This window comes from Streptomyces sp. NPDC057271 (assembly GCF_042668715.1).
In the GTDB taxonomy this organism is placed as follows: domain Bacteria; phylum Actinomycetota; class Actinomycetes; order Streptomycetales; family Streptomycetaceae; genus Streptomyces.
The window spans coordinates 1-20921 of the sequence record NZ_JBHUYJ010000078.1 but is presented as its reverse complement, the minus strand read 5'-3'; the positions used below and the strand labels follow the sequence as shown (position 1 = coordinate 20921).

The 20921-nt window shown below is 69.0% G+C and carries 23 protein-coding genes and 1 tRNA gene; 7 read left to right on the top strand and 17 right to left on the bottom strand.

Annotation, left to right across the window (positions count from 1 at the left end):
* Positions 1-250: 250 nt before the first annotated feature.
* From ACFUJR_RS28380 to ACFUJR_RS28355, 6 genes are read right to left on the bottom strand one after another with little or no spacing between them, the layout of a single operon-like run.
* Positions 251-925 (bottom strand): class E sortase, encoded by a 675-nt coding sequence (locus tag ACFUJR_RS28380; RefSeq protein WP_383166781.1) that lies wholly within the window; start codon positions 923-925, stop codon positions 251-253.
* A gap of 44 nt (positions 926-969) precedes the next feature.
* Entirely contained in the window at positions 970-2133 is a 1164-nt protein-coding gene (locus tag ACFUJR_RS28375; RefSeq protein WP_383166778.1) for a class E sortase, read from the bottom strand.
* Positions 2130-2768: an aminodeoxychorismate/anthranilate synthase component II gene (locus ACFUJR_RS28370; protein WP_383166775.1), complete on the bottom strand. Its 639-nt coding sequence runs from the start codon at positions 2766-2768 to the stop codon at positions 2130-2132. Before ACFUJR_RS28370 ends, ACFUJR_RS28375 begins: the two co-directional genes overlap by 4 nt.
* On the bottom strand, positions 2765-2935 hold the full coding sequence (locus tag ACFUJR_RS28365) for a hypothetical protein (RefSeq protein WP_383166823.1): 171 nt from the start codon (positions 2933-2935) through the stop codon (positions 2765-2767). Before ACFUJR_RS28365 ends, ACFUJR_RS28370 begins: the two co-directional genes overlap by 4 nt.
* A 55-nt stretch (positions 2936-2990) precedes the next feature.
* The gene (locus ACFUJR_RS28360; RefSeq protein ID WP_383166772.1) at positions 2991-3683 is read right to left on the bottom strand and encodes a class E sortase; all 693 of its coding nucleotides are present in this window, start codon (positions 3681-3683) and stop codon (positions 2991-2993) included.
* Between the two features lie 19 nt (positions 3684-3702).
* The gene (locus ACFUJR_RS28355) at positions 3703-4470 is read right to left on the bottom strand and encodes a DUF881 domain-containing protein (protein WP_383166769.1); all 768 of its coding nucleotides are present in this window, start codon (positions 4468-4470) and stop codon (positions 3703-3705) included.
* Positions 4471-4621: 151 nt separating this feature from the next.
* On the opposite strand from ACFUJR_RS28355, the gene crgA reads away from it, so the two are divergent.
* The gene (gene crgA / locus ACFUJR_RS28350) at positions 4622-4876 is read left to right on the top strand and encodes a cell division protein CrgA (protein WP_137988265.1); all 255 of its coding nucleotides are present in this window, start codon (positions 4622-4624) and stop codon (positions 4874-4876) included.
* Between the two features lie 307 nt (positions 4877-5183).
* Here the strand turns inward: crgA and ACFUJR_RS28345 are convergent, their stop codons facing one another.
* Together ACFUJR_RS28345 and ACFUJR_RS28340 are read right to left on the bottom strand one after the other, a co-directional pair.
* Positions 5184-6050, bottom strand: coding sequence for a rhomboid family intramembrane serine protease (locus ACFUJR_RS28345; RefSeq protein WP_383166766.1), 867 nt, complete (start codon positions 6048-6050; stop codon positions 5184-5186).
* Positions 6051-6336: 286 nt separating this feature from the next.
* Positions 6337-6864, bottom strand: coding sequence for a peptidylprolyl isomerase (locus tag ACFUJR_RS28340; RefSeq protein WP_383166763.1), 528 nt, complete (start codon positions 6862-6864; stop codon positions 6337-6339).
* A 168-nt stretch (positions 6865-7032) separates the two neighbouring features.
* Between ACFUJR_RS28340 and ACFUJR_RS28335 the strand changes: the two genes are divergently transcribed.
* Complete coding sequence (locus tag ACFUJR_RS28335) at positions 7033-7791, top strand: DUF5324 family protein (RefSeq protein ID WP_383166760.1); 759 nt, start codon at positions 7033-7035, stop codon at positions 7789-7791.
* A 99-nt stretch (positions 7792-7890) separates the two neighbouring features.
* Here ACFUJR_RS28335 and ACFUJR_RS28330 read toward each other — a convergent pair whose 3' ends face one another.
* From ACFUJR_RS28330 to ACFUJR_RS28310, 5 genes are all read right to left on the bottom strand, one after another.
* Positions 7891-8262, bottom strand: coding sequence for a DUF6344 domain-containing protein (locus ACFUJR_RS28330; RefSeq protein ID WP_383166757.1), 372 nt, complete (start codon positions 8260-8262; stop codon positions 7891-7893).
* Positions 8263-8422: 160 nt separating this feature from the next.
* On the bottom strand, positions 8423-9682 hold the full coding sequence (locus ACFUJR_RS28325) for an MFS transporter (protein ID WP_383166754.1): 1260 nt from the start codon (positions 9680-9682) through the stop codon (positions 8423-8425).
* Between the two features lie 289 nt (positions 9683-9971).
* Complete coding sequence (locus ACFUJR_RS28320) at positions 9972-10754, bottom strand: hypothetical protein (RefSeq protein ID WP_383166751.1); 783 nt, start codon at positions 10752-10754, stop codon at positions 9972-9974.
* Between the two features lie 212 nt (positions 10755-10966).
* Positions 10967-11347, bottom strand: coding sequence for a hypothetical protein (locus ACFUJR_RS28315; RefSeq protein WP_383166748.1), 381 nt, complete (start codon positions 11345-11347; stop codon positions 10967-10969).
* Between the two features lie 139 nt (positions 11348-11486).
* The gene (locus ACFUJR_RS28310; RefSeq protein ID WP_383166745.1) at positions 11487-11852 is read right to left on the bottom strand and encodes a hypothetical protein; all 366 of its coding nucleotides are present in this window, start codon (positions 11850-11852) and stop codon (positions 11487-11489) included.
* Between the two features lie 613 nt (positions 11853-12465).
* On the opposite strand from ACFUJR_RS28310, the gene ACFUJR_RS28305 reads away from it, so the two are divergent.
* The 3 genes from ACFUJR_RS28305 to ACFUJR_RS28295 are packed head-to-tail and all read left to right on the top strand — an operon-like array spanning position 12466 to position 16748.
* Positions 12466-13200, top strand: coding sequence for an SAVMC3_10250 family protein (locus tag ACFUJR_RS28305; protein ID WP_383166742.1), 735 nt, complete (start codon positions 12466-12468; stop codon positions 13198-13200).
* A gap of 55 nt (positions 13201-13255) precedes the next feature.
* Entirely contained in the window at positions 13256-15355 is a 2100-nt protein-coding gene (locus ACFUJR_RS28300; RefSeq protein ID WP_383166739.1) for an AIPR family protein, read from the top strand.
* Between the two features lies 1 nt (position 15356).
* Entirely contained in the window at positions 15357-16748 is a 1392-nt protein-coding gene (locus ACFUJR_RS28295; protein ID WP_383166737.1) for a protein kinase, read from the top strand.
* Between the two features lie 103 nt (positions 16749-16851).
* Here ACFUJR_RS28295 and ACFUJR_RS28290 read toward each other — a convergent pair whose 3' ends face one another.
* The 3 genes from ACFUJR_RS28290 to ACFUJR_RS28280 all read right to left on the bottom strand — a co-directional run bounded on the left by ACFUJR_RS28290 (position 16852) and on the right by ACFUJR_RS28280 (position 17830).
* Complete coding sequence (locus tag ACFUJR_RS28290) at positions 16852-17265, bottom strand: DNA-binding protein (RefSeq protein WP_383166734.1); 414 nt, start codon at positions 17263-17265, stop codon at positions 16852-16854.
* A complete protein-coding gene (locus ACFUJR_RS28285; protein WP_383166731.1) occupies positions 17247-17531 on the bottom strand; it encodes a hypothetical protein in 285 nt (94 codons plus the stop codon). Before ACFUJR_RS28285 ends, ACFUJR_RS28290 begins: the two co-directional genes overlap by 19 nt.
* Before the next feature lie 226 nt (positions 17532-17757).
* Positions 17758-17830, bottom strand: a tRNA-Ala gene (locus tag ACFUJR_RS28280).
* A 129-nt stretch (positions 17831-17959) separates the two neighbouring features.
* Between ACFUJR_RS28280 and ACFUJR_RS28275 the strand changes: the two genes are divergently transcribed.
* Together ACFUJR_RS28275 and ACFUJR_RS28270 are read left to right on the top strand one after the other, a co-directional pair.
* Entirely contained in the window at positions 17960-18508 is a 549-nt protein-coding gene (locus tag ACFUJR_RS28275; RefSeq protein WP_383166728.1) for a helix-turn-helix domain-containing protein, read from the top strand.
* Positions 18509-18563: 55 nt separating this feature from the next.
* Complete coding sequence (locus ACFUJR_RS28270) at positions 18564-19868, top strand: protein kinase (RefSeq protein ID WP_383166725.1); 1305 nt, start codon at positions 18564-18566, stop codon at positions 19866-19868.
* Between the two features lie 28 nt (positions 19869-19896).
* Here the strand turns inward: ACFUJR_RS28270 and ACFUJR_RS28265 are convergent.
* Positions 19897-20921 (bottom strand): hypothetical protein (locus ACFUJR_RS28265; RefSeq protein ID WP_383450848.1); only part of this gene is annotated, 1025 nt, incomplete at its 5' end.

Below are 20921 nucleotides of genomic sequence, written 5' to 3'. Positions count from 1 at the left end.
CGGGGCCGCGGCAAACGCTGGCGGCGGTTTCTTAGACGATCGTCTGGTTGCGCACACTGAGAGGGGAGGGGCCCGGGACTCCTGGGGCCGCCTGGGCCCCTTCCCGTACGCCCGCCGGTCGGATCCCACCGGGGCCGGCCCGGCTCGGTTCGGTTCAGCCTGGCTCTGCCCAGCCCTGGCCCGGTTCGGTTCGGTTCGGTTCGGTTCAGCCTGGCTCTGCCCGGCCCTGCCCGGCTCTGCCCGGCTCGGTTCAGCTCAGTTCCGCGGGCGGTGTCCGCTCCGCGTCGACCTTCTCCGTGCGGACCAGTTCGCCCCACACGATGTAGCGGAAGTCCGAGGTGTACATCGGCGTGCACGTCGTGAGCGTGATGTAGCGGCCCGGCTTCGACTTGCCCGATTCCTTCGGGATCTGCTGGAGGACGTCCACGTTGTACTTCGTCGTCTCCGGAAGGGTCTTGTAGACCTTGTAGACGAACCACGTGTCCTTGGACTCGAAGACGATCGGGTCGCCGTTCTTCAGCTTGTGGATGTTGTGGAACTTCGCCCCGTGCCCGTCCCGGTGCGCCGCCAGCGTGAAGTTGCCCTGCTTGTCCTGCGGCAGGGCCGACTTGACCGGTTCCGTGTAGTAGCCGGCGACGCCGTTGTTCAGCGTCTTGCTGTCGGTGCCCTTCTTGACGAGTATCTCGTCCCCGCCCATCGCCGGGACGTGGAGGAAGCCGATGCCGTCCTTGGTGTCCAGGGCGCCGGGCGCCGACGCCCAGTTGTCACGGACCTGGTCGCCGTCCTTGTCGGCGGCGCGGTCGGCCAGGACGTTGGTCCACCAGAGCGAGTAGACGACGAAGAGACCGAGCACCAGGCCCGCGGTGATCAGGAGTTCGCCGAGAACACTGATGACTCCGGCGATCCAGTTGCGCGCACGTGCCACTGCGTCGTCCGTCCTGAAGTGTGTGGTCGTGGATCCGTAGGGTCTCAGCCTACGAGCGCGTCCGGCTTCCCCTTGCTGCGCGGGCGTTCCTCGACCATCTTGCCCCACACGATCATGCGGTACGTACTGGTGAATTCGGGCGTACAGGTCGTCAGCGTGATGTACCGCCCCGGCTCCTTGAAGCCCGACTGCTTCGGCACCGGGTCGATCACCGACACGTTCGACGGCGCGGTCTGCGGCAGGATGCTCGCCATCTCGTACGTGTAGTAGGCGTCCTGGGTCTCGACGACGATCGGGTCCCCGGGCTCCAGGCGGTTGATGTACCGGAACGGTTCGCCGTGCGTGTTGCGGTGCCCGGCGACCGCGAAGTTGCCCTCCTTGTCACCGGGCATGGCCGTCTTCAGCTTGCCCTCGCTGTAGTGGCCGACCATGCCGCGGTCCAGGACCTTGGGCTTGTTGATGCCCTCGGCGACGGGGACGACCACGTCCAGCTTGGGGATGTACATGATCGCGAAGCCCTCTCCCGGCTCGAACGCGCCCGGCGCCCGTCCCTTGGACCAGGAGTCCTCGATCTGCCCCTTGGCCTGGTTCGCCTGCTGCCCGGCCCGTACGTTCGTCCACCACAGCTGGTACGTGACGAAGAGCAGCATGACCACGCCGAAGGTGATGAACAGTTCGCCCACCAGCCGGCTCGCGACGACACCGAAGCTGTCCTTCGCCGCCCTGGCCGCCCGTCGGGCCTCGACGCGGGACAGCGGTGCGGCAGGGGTCTCGGCGGCGGATGCGGCGGGCGGTGCGCCCCGACGGACCTTCCCCTTGGCCCCCTTGCCCTTGGCGGCGCGTCGGCGCTCGGCCCTGCCGGGGCCCGGAGGAGGCGTCACGGCCGCCTCCACGGCCCTCAGAGCCATCGTCTCACCATGGGGCTCGTGAGACTCGTACGGTGCCTCAGAAGGCCCGTACGAGCCCTCCTGGGCCCCCTGGGCCTCCTGGGACCCTTGAGGCTCCCGCGGGGGCTCGTAGGGCGCGTCCCGCTGCTCCTGCGCGGGCTGCGGCGCCTCGGCGACGCCGTCCGGTATCGCCTCGTAGGGATACGTGTACTCAGCGTACGGATCGGAGGGAGCCGTCGCGTACGGCGTCTCCTCCGGTATCGATCCCGGTTCCGGTCCCGGCTCGTTCGTCGCCCGGAACCACGGCGACCCCGCCGTCACGCGACGGCCTTGCCCACCACCGGCGCGAGCCCCGCCGACCTGCCGATCGCTCCCCTGTCGCCGCACTGCTCCAGCCAGTTGGCGAGCATGAGGTGGCCGTACTCGGTGAGCACCGACTCGGGGTGGAACTGCACGCCCTCGACGGCCAGGTCACGGTGGCGGAGCCCCATGATGATGCCGTCCTCCGTCCGGGCGGTGACCTCGAGCTCCGGCGGCACGGTCGTGGGCTCGGCGGCCAGCGAGTGGTAGCGCGTCGCCGTGAACGGCGACGGAAGGCCCGCGAAGACGCCCTTGCCCTCGTGCGTGACGAGGGAGGTCTTGCCGTGCAGCAGTTCGGGGGCGCGGTCGACGACTCCGCCGTACGCGACGGCCATCGACTGCATGCCCAGGCAGACCCCGAAGACCGGCACCCCGGTCCCGGCGCAGTGGCGCACCATGTCGATGCAGACACCGGCCTGTTCGGGCGCGCCGGGTCCGGGCGAGAGCAGGACGCCGTCGAAGCCGTCCTGGGCGTGGCTCAGTTCTACCTCGTCGTTGCGCAGCACCTCGCACTCGGCGCCGAGCTGGTAGAGGTACTGAACGAGGTTGAAGACGAAGCTGTCGTAGTTGTCGACGACGAGAATCCGCGCGCTCACTGGCCGTCCACCGTCACATCGTTGAACGGAAGCAGCGGCTCCGCCCAGGGGAACACGTACTGGAAGAGGGCGTAGACGACCCCCAGGACGAGGACGAGCGAGATGCTGCCCCGGACCCACGCGTTGCCCGGCAGATGCCGCCAGATCCAGCCGTACATGACGTCCACTGCCCCTTCCGTTCGTTACGGGCACCAGAGTACGGGGCGAAGGAGGCGTGAGGGGTCAGCCCGTCAAAGCCGGTGGCTTGCCCTGCGTCACAGGCCGGGTGGCGTCGAGGTGCGCCCAGGCGATCAGCCGGTGGCTGCTTCCCCACTCCGGCTCGCAGGTGGTGAGTGTCAGATAGCGGCCCGGGCCGTCGAAGGCGGCCGCGCTCTTCCGCAGCGGACGGGGTACGGGGTCGATCACGCCGACGTCGGTGGGGACGGTCCGGTACGGCGTGCGGGCGATCCGGTACGTGAACCAGGTGGTCCCGTCGGTGAGGACGACCGCGTCACCCGGCCGCAGCCGGGGGAAGTCCTTGAACGGATCTCCGTACGTGCGCCGGTGGCCGGCCACGGAGAAGTTGCCGGTCTCGCCGAGCCGGGCGGTGGCGGCGTAGTGGCCGAGGCCCTTCTTCAGGACGGCGGCGGAGGTGCCTTCCAGGACGGGCCACTCCCAGTCCCCGCCGAGCCGGGGGATGTACATGACGGCGATGCCCCGGCCGTTCGCGTACGGCTTCGGGGGCGGCGCGGCCGGGGCGGCGCCGGGGACGGGCCGCTCGCCCCACTCCCGCTCCAGGGTGTCGATCTGCCCGGCGGTCGCGTTCTCCGCCTGGACGCCGGTCCAGTGCAGCAGGTACACGACGAAGAGGACGATCACGGTTCCGACTGTGACGCACAGCTCGCTGAACGTCCTGACGATCAGTCGCACCGCCACCGGCCGGGCCTCCCCGCAGTCAGCTCACAGGCTTCGCGTAGTGGAGATCCACTGTGCCGGAGTAGCCGGGCAGAGTCACCGCCCTGTGCTCGTCGACTTTCCAGCCGAGTCCGTAGGCCTTCACGTACAGCTGGTAGTTCTGCACGGCCGGCGAATCGGCGAGTGCCTTGGTCAGCCTCCCCTGGTCACCCACGGCGGTGATCTTGTACGGGGGTGAGTAGACCCGGCCCTGGAGGATCAGGGTGTTGCCGACGCAGCGCACGGCGCTGGTCGAGATGAGCCGCTGGTCCATGACCTTGATGCCTCGGGCCCCGCCCTGCCAGAGCGCGTTCACGACGGCCTGGAGGTCCTGCTGGTGGATGACGAGGTCGTTGGCCTGCGGCTCGGGGTAGCCGGGGGCCGCCTGGGCGTTCGGCGGGGCGTCGTTCAGGGTGACCGTCAGCCCCTGCCCGGAGATCGCGGTGGTGCCGGCGGCCGTCTCCAGGGCGCGCAGCCTGGCGTCCTCGGCGCGCGTGGAGCCGTCGTCGCGGGCCGCGAGGGCGTCGACCTGGCCGCGCAGGGCGGCGGTTGACTCGTCCAGGCCGGCGTTCTTGTGGTTGCGCTCCTCGATGAGGTCGGAGAGCCGCAGCAGCGAGGCGTCCGTCCGGATGTTCGTACCCTTGGCAGTGTTGAAACTGGTCACGAAGATCAGCCCGGCCAGGGCGAAGACGGCAGCGGTCAGCACCCGGACGGGGCGCCACCTGGTGGGTCGGCCCGGCCCGGGGGAAGAGTCGGCAGAATTGCTCAACGTACCCTGATCCCCTTCGGTGCCGTGGAACCACTACGCTAACGGACGCCCGGGGGACGCAGTGGTCCTCCTACGTTCACCAGCCGTCCCGCCCCGGCGCCAGCCACAGTTCCCTGCGCGGTCACGCAGCGCATCGACAGGAGAGTCCCTCGTGCCGAAGTCACGTATCCGCAAGAAGGCCGACTTCACGCCCCCGCCCGCCAAGCAGGCCACCAACATCAAGCTGACCAATCGCAGCTGGGTGGCACCGGTGATGCTGGCGCTGTTCCTGATCGGGCTCGTGTGGATCGTTGTCTTCTACGTCACCGACGGCACGCTGCCGGTGAAGTCCATCAACAACTGGAACATCGTGGTGGGCTTCGGCTTCATCGCGGCCGGGTTCGGCGTCTCCACACAGTGGAAGTAGCCGCCCTCGCGGTGGACGCGGCGGGCTCCCGGCTTGCCCGTCAAGCCTTGCCCTGAACTTATCCACAGCGTTGTGCACAGCACTGGATAACTTACGAAGATCTGTGGATAACCATCGCCCCGGTTGACGCCGGTGTGACTGCGGCACCCTGGTCACGGATTCCCCCGCACCCCCTGCTCCTGCTGGAAAATCCCAGCTCAGGAGCAGGGGGTGCGGTCGTTCTCCACGACGTGCACACAGTCCGCCACGCGCTGTGGATAACTCTGGGGAAAGCTTTGCGGTGAAGCTCGTCCACAGCCCTCTGTGCTCAGGTGAGCGCTGTCGAGCGGGCGAGGATCATCCCCAGGTCGATCATGAGCACCAGTCCACAGGCTGCGTACTGCACGAGGTTCCGCCGCGCCCGCGGCGCGTGCAGCAGGCCGTAGGTCACCAGGGCGCCGCCGACGAGGCCGCCGATGTGCGCCTCCCAGGAGATCCCGGGCCGGGTGAAGGTCAGCAGCAGCGACAGGGCGACGAAGAGGATCACCGGCCGCATGTCGTACCGCTGGCGGCGGGTGAGCACGGCCCAGGCGCCGATCAGCCCGAAGACGACGCCCGAGGCGCCGAGCGAGGGCTGGTTCGGCGCGGCCAGCAGATAGGCGAGCGCGGAACCGGAGAGTCCGGAGAGCAGACAGAGGGTGGCGTAGCGGATCCTGCCGAGCTCGGGTTCGACGATGCCGCCGATGACCCAGAGGCCCAGCATGTTGAAGAGGAAGTGCGGGATCTCCTGGTGGAGGAAGGTCGAGGTCAGCAGCCGGTACCACTCGCCGTCCGCGACGCCCACGATCTCGCCGAGCGGCGGGCTGAAGGCGTACCCGATCAGCGACAGCTCGTCCACGAGCCGGTCGCCGGCCACCTGGACGGCGATGAAGAGGGCGAGGTTGATCGCGATGAGGATCTTCGTGACGAGACGCCCGTCCGATGCCACACGGCCGCCGGCGAGCGTCCGGGGCTGGTTGGCGTCGGGCGCATGGCCCGTGCCGGAGCCGTTCCGCACACAGTCCGGGCACTGGAAGCCGACGGACGCGGAGACCATGCACTGCGGGCAGATCGGCTTGTCACACCGGGTGCAGCGGATGCCTGTCTCGACGTCCGGGTGGCGGTAACAGCGCGGCAGGCCGGACTGCGGCTCCATGAGGTCCCTCCCGAGGAGATGGGGGCGGCGAGGCGGCGCCCCGCCTTCCCTGTACGGACGGGCGGGGCGGAAAGGTTCCCTGTGTGCGGGTCCGCGGGGGCCGGCCAGTCGGCGCCCCCGCGCAGGCCTGCCGGTCGGCGTCCCCGCGGAGGTCCGCCGGCCGGCGTCCACGGGGGCTACGACCTCGGCGCCCGCCGGGGCTACGACCGGTGGTCGGCGTCCACCCGGGGACGTACCCCATGGCCGGGGGCCACGACCGGTCGACGCCCGACGGGGCTACGACCGGTCAGCGGGTCTCGATGACGACCGACTCCAGGACCACGTCGTCGAGCGGCCGCTTCGTGTTCGGGTTGACCGGCGTGGCGGCGATCGCGTCGACGACCTTCTTGCTCGCCGCGCCGACGACCTCGCCGAAGATCGTGTGCTTGCGGTTCAGCCACGTCGTGGCGCCGACCGTGATGAAGAACTGCGAGCCGTTCGTGCCCGGCCCCGCGTTGGCCATGGCCAGCAGATAGGGGCGGTCGAAGAAGAGCTCGGGGTGGAACTCGTCGGCGAACTCGTACCCCGGCCCGCCGGTGCCGTTCCCCAGCGGGTCCCCGCCCTGGATCATGAAGCCCTCGATGACCCGGTGGAAGACCGTGCCGTCGTACAGCCGGTCCGCGGCGACCGTGCCGGTGGCCGGATGCGTCCACTCCCGCTCGCCCTGGGCGAGTTCGGTGAAGTTCCTGACCGTCTTCGGGGCATGGTTCGACAGCAGCCGAATCTCGATGTCGCCCTGGCTGGTCCTGAGAGTGGCGTAGAGCTGCTCGGCCACGGTCCGCCTTCCGTAAGTCTCCACTGACGCGCATCGCATCCTCGCACGGAAGCGTCGTGGCTATGCCCCGGATGCCAGCCCCGCATGCCGTACCGCGTTCCGGCAGGCATGATTTCGAAAAGGGTGGAAAGGCGAAATACCGACACCGCCACCGAGTAGGAGGATGCCGTGACCCGGATGGACAGCGTGCGCGCCGCGACCGATTCGGCCAGGGACAGCGTGCTGCACGCCGCGGAAGTGGTGGCGCCTTATGCCGACACGGCCAAGGAGCAGGCCGCTCAGTACGCCGGCACGGCCAAGGACCAGGCCGCGCGCTATGCGCACGAGGCACGTGTCCGGCTCGCGCCGAAGGTCTCGCAGGCCGCTCAGCAGGCCCGCAAGCAAGCTCGTGTGCAGTACGACTGCCATGTCGCACCACATGTACCACCTCGGGTCGACGAGGCCGCGCATCGTGCCGCGGTGGTGACCCGGAAGGCCGCCCGTCAGGCGGCGGACTACACGGTTCCGCGTGTGGAACAAGCGGTCGCCGCCACCGGACCCGTCCTGGACGAGGCCGGTTCACGTTCGGTGGCCGCCTGGGCCGCGCTGCGCGGTCAGGTGACACCGCGGGAGATCGAGAAGCTCGTGCGGAGGCACGAGCGTCGGGCCCGGGCCGGACGTCTCGCCAGGGGACTCGCCGTCCTCGGCGTGGTGGCCACGGGTCTGTTCGTCGCGTGGAGGTGGTGGGACAAGCAGGCCAACCCGGACTGGCTGGTCGAACCGCCCGCTCCTACCGAGGTCGATGAGGCCGTTCCGGAACCGTCGTCCCGTACGTCGCCGCTGTCGTCCGTCGACGGCAGTGGGGCTCTCGATCCCGAGGTGGAGGCCAAGGAGGCCGAAGCCGACATCGAGACGGATACGGATACGGATCGCGACGAGCGTCGCTGAACCGCGAGGTCCGTCCGGCGTTCCGGTCGTCCCGTGGGCCGTCGTGCGAGGTCCGTGTCGCGGGTGTGCGTGGGGAGTGGCGAACCGACTCCTCACGCCCTACGCCACCCAGGCGAGCGCCCTGTCCGACAGCTCCGTCCGGTCCGCGAGCGCGGTCTCGGCGGGGGAGTCGGCGCGCAGGTGGCGTACGGAGGGCGAGGAGTTGTGGGCCTCGGCCCGGATGCGCTGCTTGATCGTGGGCGGCAGGGAGCGCTCGCGGACCGTGGGCCACTCATACGCCGACCTCTGTGCCGGTACGGCCACGTTCGAGCGGGACCCGGTGGCGGCGCCCGCGGCGGCCGGCTCCTCGGGCTGCTGGACGGCGGGAGCCTGCGAGGCGGCGGCGGTGGACGCCAGGCCCACGGAGGCGAGCAGGGCGAAGAGTACGGAGATGAAGGCGGTCCAGAACTGCTTGACCTTGGCGGTGGCCATGGCCCCTCACTTTCGTGACGCTGGGGTTCGTGATGTTCTCGGATGGTTCATTTCGGATTGCGCGCTTTTCGTACTTTCCTCATGATGGGGGCGCGGATCCGGATTCCCCGGAGCGACGCCGTCACCGCGCAGTTCTTCCGATGAACACCACTCGTACGGCTCAGTGGGCCGTGACGAGTTCCCCGGCGCCGCGGGTGTCGGCCGCCTGGGCGCGGGAGCGCTCGGCCCAGCGGACGGCGGGCTTCGTGGCCACCCCGGTGAGCAGGAAGATCCCGCCGAGCAGCAGCCAGCCGGGCACGCCCCAGGTGACGAGGAGCGCGGTGACCAGGAGCGGGCCGAGGGTCCGCGCCACGGGGACGCCGGTCCCGTAGAAGCCCTGGTACTGGCCGATCCGGCCGGCGGGCGCGAGAGCGAAGCCGATCTGCCACGAACCGGCGGAGTGGCGCATCTCGGCGACGACCTGGAGTACTGCGCCGAGGGCGAGGACGGCGACGGTCGCCCAGGGGCCGAGGCCCGCTGCCGTCACCGCGAACACGGCGCACGAGGCGAGCATCACGACGCCGGCGAGGCGCACCGCGCGCGTGGCCTCGGACAGGCCGGTGACCTTGCGGGCCACTCGTACCTGGAAGAGCATCACGGCCCCGGTGTTGAGGACGAAGAGCGCCGAGACGATCCAGCCGGGCGCCGAGGTGCGCTGCACGATCCACAGCGGCAGGGCGAGGCTGAGCAGGGGCAGCCGCAGGAGCATCAGCGCGTTGAGGAGGGTGAGCAGCGCGTACGGGCGGTCGCGGAGCACCGCCAGGCGCGGCTCGCCGGCGGCGGCGACGGGGGCGGGGGCCACGGGCGGCAGTCCGCGCAGTACGAGCGCGCAGATCAGGAACCCGGCCGCATCCAGCGCGAGGACGGACAGATAGGCGGTACGGGTGCCGGCGTGGAGGGCGAGTCCGCCGAGGCCGGCGCCGACGGCGAGCCCGGCGTTGAGGGTGGACTGCAGCCTGGCCAGTACCTCCGTACGGGCCGAGGGTCCGACCAGTCCGGCGAGCAGAGCCTGGCGGGCGGCGGCGAGGCCGCTCTGGGCGGTGGCGTACACGGCTGCGGCGATCAGGAACGGCACGAAGGAGCGGATGAAGAGGAACGAGGCGACGGCCGCCGCCGTGGCCAGGGCGAGCAGTACGGCGGTGGAGCGCGGGCCGCGGCGGTCGGCGAGGTGCCCCAGCCAGACCCCGGCGACCGAGCCGACGGCCCAGGCGAGCGTGAGCCCGATCCCGATCCGCGCGGCGGACAGGCCGACGATCTCGCTGAAGTAGAGGGCCGAGGTGACGTAGAAGGCGCCGTCGCCGATCGCGTTGCTCAGCTGGGCGAGGAGGAGCGCGCGGGGGGCGCGGGAGGCCTGCGGTGCCGGGGGGACGGTGTTCGCCATGAACACGACGCTATGGGTGGGTGGCCCGGCCTGACAGGTCCATTGCCGGGGGCCGGGAGTGGGCCAATCGACGAAAGCCCCTCCATACCGCGCCGCCACGGTACGAAGGGGCTTGTCCGGTGGAGCCCAGGGGGGTCGAACCCGCAACCGAGACGCGTCTCACCTGCGGTTCTACCGGAAACCCGGACTTCTTCGCCCTCCGCGATCGGGCTGAATCCTCAGGGCTCTCCTTGCGCCTTCTGCCCGAACCCGCGCGGAACGCGTCCAGAACTCCCCCTCGGAACGCCTCCTACTGAATCCCTCCGGGCTGGTCCTTGGCCCACCACAGGAACGCGGCGGCGTGCTGCCGGTTGGCGAAGCCCTCGCCGGCGAGGTCGTTCAGGAGGTCGTTGCTCCAGAAGATGAGCCGGCCGAGAGTCCAGTTCACCGACTCGGGCGACGGCAGCTCCAGTCCGAACACCATCCGCGCGATCTCACGCTTGCCGCCCGCCTCCGTCGTGTACTTCAGGATCGTCAGGTACCGGTCGGGATACATCACGCAGAGCACCCTCGTGAGGAGGGCCTCCTTGAAACCGGTCATGGCGAACGGCTGCGTGCCGTCCAGCAGTTGCTGGAGCCGGTCTTCGCGCGGCACGTCGTCAGGTCCGCGCAGGAGGTACTCGATCGTCTGGCGGGTCGCCTCCCCGGCCACGGCGTCGCCCATCTCGTTCCACGCGGAGTTGAAAGTGGCCTGGTTGCCGGGCCGGGCTCCGACCTCGGAGTTGGCGAAGTCCTTGAGGACTCTGGGGTCGCACGTCCACAGCCCGTCGGAGGAGAAGACCTGCTGGTACTTCGCCCAGTAGGCCGCCACGTCGGGGTCGAAGTCCGGCTTGCCGGCGAGGTACTCCTCCTTCAGCCGGGCCACACGCTCCACCTTCCCTGGAGCGACCCCCTCGGCTTTCGGGAAACGGGCCTTGAGTTCGTCGAAGGAGCGCAGCGGATTGCCCTGCGGGACTGTGGGCTCCCTGTGCTCCCACTCGTAACCGCACCGGTGCCTCACACGCCGGCGTCCGCCGTCGAGCGTGCGGACCACCTCGATGTCCTCATCGTCACTGCACAGTGGACACATGGCCAACGCCATGACTACCCCCGCTCCGTCGGTGCTCGTGCTCCCACTCCGAGCCGGCACGCTCTTCGGCCAAGAGCCGCATCCTCGCATCCGGTCAGGGCCGGCGGGATGCCCTCCAGCACGTCGGCGGACCTCGACTTCACGGGACCGGATGCCCACGCCGTATCCGGTACCGATCAGTCCGTAAGCCGGCATACCCGGTTGCCATCCGTCACCTCGTACGCGTCGATGCGCAGGAGCTGCCGGACGTGGGCCGGAACGCGCGCGGCGGCCTTGACGGAGGAGGACGGTACGACGAGGGCGTAGCGCGTGTGCGGGTCCTGGCTCGTCATGCGGCGCAGCAGTTGGCCGTAGGCGATGTCGGCGTCGATGCCTTTCTCGCTGGTGCGGCCCTTGGCCTCGCAGATCAGCCGTTCCTCCCCGCGCACGGCTTCCAGGTCGGTCCACCGGTCCGTGGGATCGACCGGTGTCCAGCCTTCGGCCAGGAGCCAGGTGCGGAAGGTGTCGGTGACCCGGTCCTCGTCACTGTCGCGGGCCAGGATCTTCGTCAGTTCCACCAGATCGGCTTCTTCGTCGCGACGCAGCCGTCCGCAGCCGTCCGCGGCCGTCCGCCTCCAGGTCCGCGGGGCGGATGCCCGGGCATCCTGCCACCGCCCAAGGACCACAGCACCGGGCCATGGGCATGCGAGCACTGAGCTACTTGAGACAACCACTCATGAACGCTCTGTGGCGCTCCTCGCCGATGCCGTCCTTCCACTTGCCCTCGACACTCGCGCGGTCGTCGTCAGCATCCACAAGGTCGAGGGACTTCAGCACCATGAGCTTGCAGACGAACGTCCAGACGGCGGCAGGATCCTCACCATCGTTCGACTCCGCCCTGTCGATGACGTAGACACCCAGTCGGCGCCCCTCGGCCTGCGGATCGCCGTCGCCGTCGTACAGCGAACCCAGTGGGGGGAGCCCACCGAGAGCGTCGTTGCATCCCGCCGTGGCATGGAGACGTGTGTCGCCGGTCTTGTTCAGCGTCTTCGTCGCCTCTTCGAGATCGTCTACGTCACCCACGTCCGAGATCAGCCGCTCGATGCCCGCACTGCCGTACCGTCCGCCCCGATCTCATGGCTCACCGCGTTCCTCCCCCGCAAGTCCGGCGAGGCCGATACAGCCAGGCCCACCAGAGAGACCTGGGCCTGTGCATTGCGCCGCGCCGCGCCTGCCTGCCTGAGAGCCCTCGGGTGTCCCCACAGCGGATCCGTGCGCACACATATGCACGGGAAAATCAGGACAAAAACACCCCCCTGACAGCGTTTCCGCAGGTCAGAGGGGTGCAAGGGAGTGGAGCCCAGGGGAGTCGAACCCGAAACCGTTACCTTCCTGACCTGCGAGAACGCCGGAGAATCGGGATGAACATCCCCATCGCCACCCTGTTGCATCCCGCTCGATCCACGCTGCCCCCTCGCCCGTGTTGACATGCCAACACGGGCAGGCGAGTCATCGCAGTAGCAAATAAGTCGCCTCGCATCTCATGCAAAGCCCATGGCACAGAGAGATTTGCACTGCCCGTTGCGGGCATTCTCGCAAATCACATGCGTTCATATGCTCACGACGTCCGGCGCCGTTGGGCCGTCGGTTTCCCACCGAGGGTGGCAGGATGGGCGCCAAGCATGAGGGGGGTACGTTGAGCGAGTTTCGCGAGTTCGTCTATCTGTCGGACGGGAAGCTGCGCCAGTTCGCGCGGCCGCGTCGTTTCACCCGGCCCGGCGCGGTGCGGCTGACGACGCCCGTGGGCGGGGTCGATGTCGAGGCATCCGCGGCCGATGCCGAACACATGCGGATGCAGCGCCTGCGGGAGGTGGACCAGCACCTGGCGGAGCGGGCCCGATGGTTCGCCGAACCAGGACTGCGACCCGGGCAGTGGGTGTGGTTCGAGGCGTCGTTGCACTGCGTGACTCTGCACGGTGGGTATCAGCGCATGGTGCTCTTCGCCGACCCCGCCCCTGGCGACGAGCCCCGTCCCGAGGAGGAGACCGGATGCCGCCTGCTCCTGCACGGGTCCACCCGGCATCTTGTCGGCTACGCCCCCGCCACCATCGACGGGCCCGCCCTGGAGGACATCGACGGCGGCTCCAGCATCGGCACGACATTTCTCACCACTGCGGGGCAAGCGGTGCGTGCCCTGTCCACAGAGCCCGATCCCACGGCGGACGGTGCACCAGTACCAGGAGTAGGGCTTAGCGGATCGGGAGTGCGGGACCTCATCGCCGCCATCGATGCCCGACACGCGGATTTGTCCGCAAGCACCCGGATGTGCGGGTTCGCGCGCGTGACGGCCGAACTCCCTGCCGGCGAGAGCGCCACTCGCTGCCTGATCGCAAGCCCCCTGAGCGTGGAGTACGCGCGAGACCAGGCGTGACCCCGGGGGCACGAGCGCCCGTGTGGAAGGCTCCACGCGGAAGGAGAACAGCACGATGGACGATGCTGCCATGTCAGTAGCAATGCGTTACGTGCGAGAGCACCTCACACGCACCTACGCTCCGCTGATCGATCTGGCAGACGTTGCCCGCATGCCTGAGAAATACCAGGATGGGGCATTCCTCAGTCGTGCCCTGGCCGCCCAAGCGGTCAGTATTCTCACCGGCCGCAGTGCCGAGGAAGCCGCCCTGTCTGTCGTGGATGGTGCCGGAGACTCGGGTATCGACGCCATAGCCTTCTCCGCCAACGGCTCGGACATCTGGTTCGTTCAAGCGAAGTGGAGCGACACGGGCAGAGCGAGGCTGAGCGAGAGGGACGCCGCTGTTCTCATCACCGGGCTGCAGCGTGTGGCCGACCGTCGCTACGAAGGGTTCAATTCCCGTATCAGTGCGCTGGCCAACCGCATCGACGAAGCCCTGAGCTCCCCGCGCTGCCGGGTCCATCTGGTGGTGGCCCTGGCGGGCGACGCCCGCCTCCACCGAGCTGCGGAAGTCCAGCTCTCCCTCGTGGAAAAGGGTTTCGGCTTCGACGGCCGCATTCCGGTCGACGTGCACACACTGGGACTGGCCGACTTCCACTCCGCCGCGCGCGCCGACGCAGACCGCACACAGGTGCGCCTGACAGCGGCCCTCACAGACGGCTGGCACAGCCTGTCCGTGCCTCACCAGGCCTACGTCGGAAGTATCCCGGCCGGCGACCTCGCCGCCTGGTACAACACCCACCGTGACCGGATGTTCGCCCCCGTTCTACGCCCACACACCAGTCAGTTCAACCCTGCCACCGTGGCACAGCTGGTCGACGAGCCGGAGGAGTTCTGGTACTTCAACCACGGTGTCACCCTGGTGTGCGACCGTGTGACGGCGCACTACATGGCGCGCAAAGCACCGGGGCAACCGCTGCGGCTGTCGATGGAAAACGCACAGGTGGTCAACGGGGCCCAGACCGTCGTCTCCGTCGCCCATGCTGTCGACCGTCATCCCGAGGTGGCCGACCGCGCCCTCGTCTCGCTGCGCATCATCTCCATCGACGACGCCTCCGCAGACCTGGTCTCCAGGATCACCCAGGTCACCGAGGACGACGGCCCCGCCGACCCCTTGGATGCCGTCGCCCGCGACCCTGTCCAGCAGAGCATTCGCGACGAGTTCTCGTATGACCTGAACAAGGACTATGTCTATAGGAAGGGCGCCGTCGCGCCCGCACCCGGCACCGGCTGCACGATGCAGGAAGCAGCCGTCGCTCTGGCCTGTGCTCACCCGGACATCTCCCTGATGGCCCGGGCCACTGCGGACCCCAGTTACCTGTGGCGCCCTGCACCGGAGGGTGCCTACACCCGCCTGTTCGGTGGACGCCCTGGCGTCCACCAGATCTGGCAGTCCGTGCTGTTGCTGCGCCAGGTGCGAACGGTCCTGGCGCAAGTAGCCATCGGCGAATCGCCCCGCTTCCGTAACCTCGTCACCCACGGCGACCTGCTAATCACTCATCTGGTGTTCCAAAGCATCGGCCCCGACACCCTTGAAGAACTGCGCGAGCCGGGCGACGTGCACGGGACCTGGCTTATCCAGCGCACACTGGCCATCGCGCGCCTCCTGACCTCAGCCGTCGAGCGGCTCTATGGCCAGCACCTCTTTCTGGCAAGCGTGTTCACCGACGAACGCAAATGCCACGTCCTGGCTAACGATGTCGCCACCTCTCTATCGGCCTCGTCACCTCATCCGGCCAACGACCCAACCAGTACCCGACGCCGCCCCAACAGTGTCTCGGTACTCATCGAACACGACCGGATCCCAGACGGCGCCCGCCTGATGTACCGACCCACCGAGGCCGAAGAACGCGCGATCGGCGCATGGCTCAGCGAGGATCCTCGCAGATACATCGCAACCTGGACCAACGACCGTCGTCGCCCCCTCTTGTGGGCCGCCGACCAGCAGAGTTACTCGCCGAGCGCTCTGATCCGCCATATCTGGAACGAAGCCCGGTGGGACCAAGCCCCGTCTGCGGTCAACGGTGCCCGCCGTTGGCTGCTACCGGGCGAAGGCACACTCGTCGACCTCGCCGAAGCGCTGCTGTCTCCGGCTGCAAGCGGCGGTGACGACTGAGATGCGCACGCTCGACCGCTACGAACTGCGGAGCCTGATCGGCCGGGGAAACATGGGTCACGTCTGGCAGGCTTGGGACACCCGGCTCAGACGCTATGTCGCCATCAAAACCATCAATCCAGAGCGGCTCACCGGTCCGGCCACCGACGTGGACCCGAAGGACATCGCCGCCCGTTTCCGCCGCGAGGCGGTCCTCGGTGCCCGCTTCAGTCATGCCGGCCTACCCACGCTCTATGATGCGCAGCTCGACGGTGGCCCGAAAGACCTGTACTTGGTCTGGGAACTGCTCGTAGGCCAGAATCTCGCCCAGGTCCTGTCCCAGGAAGGCGGCCGTCTGCCCATACCCCGAGTTCTTTCCCTGGCCGCTCAGATGACGGACGTTCTGGCCTGCATCCACGAAGACCCCGTCATTCACCGAGACCTCAAACCGGCCAATTTCATGATCATTGGGGACTGGAAGGTGAAGCTGCTCGACTTCGGCGTGGCAGCCATCTTCGGCACCGATCATCCCCGCCTCACTCAGGCCGGCCAAGTTCTCGGGACTGTCGCGTACATGGCACCCGAGCAGTTCAGTGACCGCGGCCTCATCGATCCGAAGACAGACCTCTACGCCCTCGGATGCCTCCTGTACGAGATGCTCACCGGGCAACCACCGTTCACTGGCGACCACGCCACGATGATGGACGGTCACCGCTACCGCATACCCGCCCCAGTCCGGGAACTACGCCCGGACATCATCCCCGACGTCAACGACGTCGTGATGAGCATGCTCGAGAAGGACGCCGTCAACCGCCCCGCTTCGGCACGACACATCGCGGACCGGTTGGCCCCACACCACACCGTTCAGGAGCCCTCCTCAGACCACCCTGCAGGTGGAACTGACAAGAGCGTCGATATCCCCACCGAGGCCACAGCTCCCCCACTTCCGCTCAGCGTACGCCTGGTCCAAGCACAGGCGCTGTTCGACGACGGACGATACGGAGACGCCCTGCAGGCATACAACAGGCTCAGCGCCGAGCTGGCCTATACGACAGCCGACGGCGCGGACCGAGCGGCAGAGGCACGGTCCAGAGCCGCCTACTGCCATCTGCGTCTGGGCAACAGGGAGGAGTCTCTTCTCGCCTATGAGGCTCTCGCCAGGGAACTAGGCCAGGACAGACCCGCCGTAGACACCCTGCTGCTCGACGTACGTACACAACTCGGCCTACTGCAGGCAGCCACCCACCGGACAGCAGCCGCGCTCGACACGTTCGCAGACATCTACCCCATGCTCGTGAAACACCTTGGGCAGAACGCCTCCCAGACGACCGACGTCCGTGCAGCGTTGAACCGCATCAATCAGCTGGGCGGATTTCCCCGCCAAGACGCCACTCCAACCCCACAGGGCTCGTAACGGGCCGCCGATAGCTCGGCGAGGGAGCGGGAGCGCCCCGTCACACATCACACCGACTGAGCACAGTGAGGTTTTTCCCCTCCACGGCAGAGGCCCAGCAGTATCACACGGCGACGAGCCGGACCCGGTCACCGCAGAGCTTGACCATGTCGTCGATGTCGGACGTCAGCATGACCACCGGGCGCTGCTGCCGAAGCGCTGCCTCGGCCACGGCCGCGTCAATGGCGTACTTGTGACCGTGCAGGCCGGCGCCCATCAATAGGGCCGAGGCCGCCTTCGCCTCCTCGTCCCCCACCGGGATGACACGGAGGCCGGACAGCAGCCAGCTCAGCCGAGCCTTGTTCGTGCGTGAGTGCACGGCCTCGATGATGGTGAGCGCGCAGATCACCGCTTCCATGCCACGCGAGCGTGCCTCCGCGACCAGGGCCACCACCGTCTCGTCGTCGGCAAGCAGCTTGGAGAACCCCTCGCTGTCCAGGACCAGTGTCCCCTCGTGACTCAGCTTGCGGCGGGCCACTGGTCTTCCTCGGCGAACACCTCGTCGAACACCTGCCGTGCCCGCTGCCGCGCCTGCTCGGACACCGGTCCCTCACGGCTCTCGTAGTCCGCCAGGTACTCGTCCAGCACCTGCCCCCGCAGCTCCCGCTCGACGGCCGCGGCAATGAACGCGGAGAACTCCCGCTTACCGACCCGGGCACGGATCGCCTCCGCGGTCCCCTCGGGCAGGGAAAGGCTGACCCGCGTCGCCGGCCCCTCACCGATGTTGTACGTCGTCTCGGGCATAGCCCCAGTGTGTCAAACGAGTAGGAAACACGAAACCCGGCGCACGCTCCCCCCTTGGCTCATGAGCCCAGGGGATCAGCCGGGGGAGCATAAGCCCCACAGAAGCCCAGAAACACGGGCCGCCGAGAGCTCGTATCAACACCACCGCGTTGACACGTCAACACGGGAACCAGGACAAAAAGAACCACCTGCCTGCGTTTCCGCAGGTCAGAGGGCATTTCACACGTGGAGCCTAGGGGAGTCGAACCCCTGACATCTGCCATGCAAAGACAGCGCTCTACCAACTGAGCTAAGGCCCCGGAACGAGAACAGAGTACCGGGTCACCCCCTCTTTCCCGCAAAAGGATTGGGACTCCCGGTGGACGACCACGCTCCGTAAGATGCTGACCGGGGTTCGCAGTGGCGAACCCAAGGGATGGGGAGAAGCAATGGACGCAGTACAGCAGGAAGCCACGGCAAGAGCCCGCGAGCTTCAGCGCAGTTGGTACGGAGAGCCGCTGGGGGCGCTCTTCCGTCGGCTGATCGATGATCTCGGCCTCAATCAGGCCCGGCTCGCGGCTGTACTGGGGCTGTCGGCACCCATGCTCTCCCAGCTGATGAGCGGCCAGCGGGCCAAGATCGGCAATCCGGCCGTCGTCCAGCGTGTCCAGGCCCTGCAGGAGCTCGCCGGCCTGGTCGCCGACGGCAGCGTCAGCGCGGCCGAGGCCACGGACCGGATGGACGAGATCAAGAAGTCCCAGGGCGGCTCCGTCCTCACCGGCGCCAGCCAGACCACCACCAGCTCGGGCGCGCCGACCGTGCGCCGCGTGGTCCGCGAGATCCAGTCGCTGCTGCGCTCCGTCGCGGCCGCGGGCGACATCATCGACGCCGCCGACTCACTCGCCCCTGCCCACCCGGAGCTGGCAGAGTTCCTCCGGGTGTACGGCGCCGGGCGCACCGCCGACGCGGTCGCGCACTACGAGTCGCACCAGAACTGACGCAGAGCAGCCGGTCCGGTTGGACGGACCCGGAACGGGGAGCGGGCGCAGCGCAATGGGTGAGGTCTTCGCCGGTCGGTACGAGCTGATCGACCCGATCGGACGCGGTGGGGTCGGCGCGGTCTGGCGCGCCTGGGACCACCGGCGCCGTCGGTACGTGGCGGCCAAGGTGCTCCAGCAGAGCGATGCCCACACGCTGCTCCGCTTCGTCCGGGAGCAGGCGCTCCGGATCGATCATCCCCATGTCCTCGCGCCGGCCAGCTGGGCCGCCGACGACGACAAGGTGCTGTTCACCATGGATCTGGTGGCCGGCGGGTCTCTGGCGCACGTCATCGGCGACTACGGGCCGCTGCCGCCGCGCTTCGTCTGCACGCTGCTGGACCAGCTGCTCGCCGGATTGGCCGCGGTGCACGCGGAGGGGGTCGTGCACCGCGACATCAAGCCGGCGAACATCCTGCTCGACGTCACCGGAACCGGGCGGCCGCATCTGCGGCTCTCCGATTTCGGCATCTCGATGCGCAAGGGCGAGCCCCGCCTCACGGAGACCAACTACGTGGTGGGAACGCCCGGTTACTTCGCGCCCGAGCAGATGCTGGGCGCGGAGCCGGACTTCCCGGCCGACCTCTTCGCGGTCGGCCTGGTCGCGCTCTATCTGCTCCAGGGCCAGAAGCCGGACTCCCGTGCCCTGATCGAGTACTTCATGGCGCACGGGACGCCGGGAGCCCCGGAGGGGATCCCGGAACCGCTGTGGCAGGTCCTCGCGGGCCTGCTCCAGCCCGATCCGCAGGCCCGCTTCAAGACGGCCACGGGCGTACGGAAGGCGCTGACCGCGGCGGTCGAGATGCTGCCCGAGCCCCGCCCGGACGAGGAGTCGGTCGAGGTCTTCGACCAGATCGGCCCGCTGCCCGCCGGATTCGGCCCGAACGGCCCCGTGGCCCCCGAGCCCCAGGCCCCGGCCACCCCCGCACACGTACCCGTACAGCCGCAGGACCAGGCCCGGCAGCAGCCGTCGGCACCGCCCCGTCAGCAGCCGAGCCCCTCCGAGACGGGCAGCTTCCATCTGCCCCCGCCGCCTCCTCAGCCGGTACCCGCCCCCACGCGGCCACCGGCCCCGGCCTCCGCGCGCACGGCCTCCCCCCATCCCGCCGCCGCGCCCGACCTCGCCCACGTCCCGACGGCCGCGGTCTTCCACCAGCCTTCTACTGGTCCGTACACCGCTCACGCCGGTCAGGTTCCCGCCCCGGTGTCACCGTCCGCCCCGGCAAGGCGACCGGGACCGCCCCCGAAGGTGGCGATCCCGGTGCTGTTCGTCGCGCTGGTCTGTTTCGCCGTCGGCATCTGGGCGCTGACCCAGACCTGAGGCCGTCGCGCGGACCCGACGGCCCCCGCTACCAGGCCGTCGGCGGGCCGAACCGCGGCGGACCGTCCGGACCGTCCTGCGGGCCGCCCCGCGCCGCGTCCCGTGCGGCTCTGCGCCGCCCGGCGAGCGTCCACACACCGAGCCCGGCGACCAGCACCGTTCCGGCGCCGATCCCGGCCGCGGCGACCAGGGCCATGCCGTCGCTCTTCTCCGCCTGCGGCCCGCTCGCCCCGCTGGCGGCCGCATCCCGGTCGTCGGCGGTCACCTCGAACGGCCCGGCGTCCCCGTCGTACGCGGGACCCGCCTTTGCCGTGCCGGTGACGCTCACCCGCAGGGTCAGCGGCACCGGCTTGTCCCCGTACGCCTTGGCGACCTCCGGGCTGAGCGTGGCCGACAGGTAGTACCAGCCCGCGAAGCGCAGGGCGTTGGTGTAGCTGTTGGAGGAGTAGCGGTTCTCGAAGGCGACCGGCCGGTGCGGGTCGAGGGCCAGCGTCGCCGGCTTGCCGCTGTAGCTGACCGTGTCCTGGTCGACATGGCCGCGCGCCGGGTTGTCGAGCGAGAGCACCAGCGCGTTGCCGAGGTACTCGGTGGCGCCGGTGACGCTGCTGCCCAGCTCGGCGGTGGCGAAGATCTGCTGCCCCCAGTCGACGGGCACCCGGTAGAACAGCGTCTCCCCGGGCTCGATGTCCGCGCGCCACTCGCCCTGCTTGAGCGAGACGGCGTCGTGGAACCCCGCGCCGCCCTGTCGCTTCTGCGGGCCGCCGGCGGGCGGCGGGGGCGAGGCGGAGGCCCAGTTCTCGGGCAGTTCGGTGGGACCGGTCTGCTTCACGCCGGGCTCGGTGACGTAACGGATCTCCAGCTCCCAGTCGTCGGGCGTGGAGACGGCCTTCGAGGTCCGCTCGACCAGCACGTAGTAGGCACCGGCCTGCTGGCAGGTGGAGCTGTCGGCCTCGATCGTGCGGTGGGCGTAGGCGGTGATGGGCCGGGTGAACGCGGCGGATCCGAAGGAGGAGTCCTGGTAGCCGCACTGCGCGGCGGAGCCGTCCTGGAGGC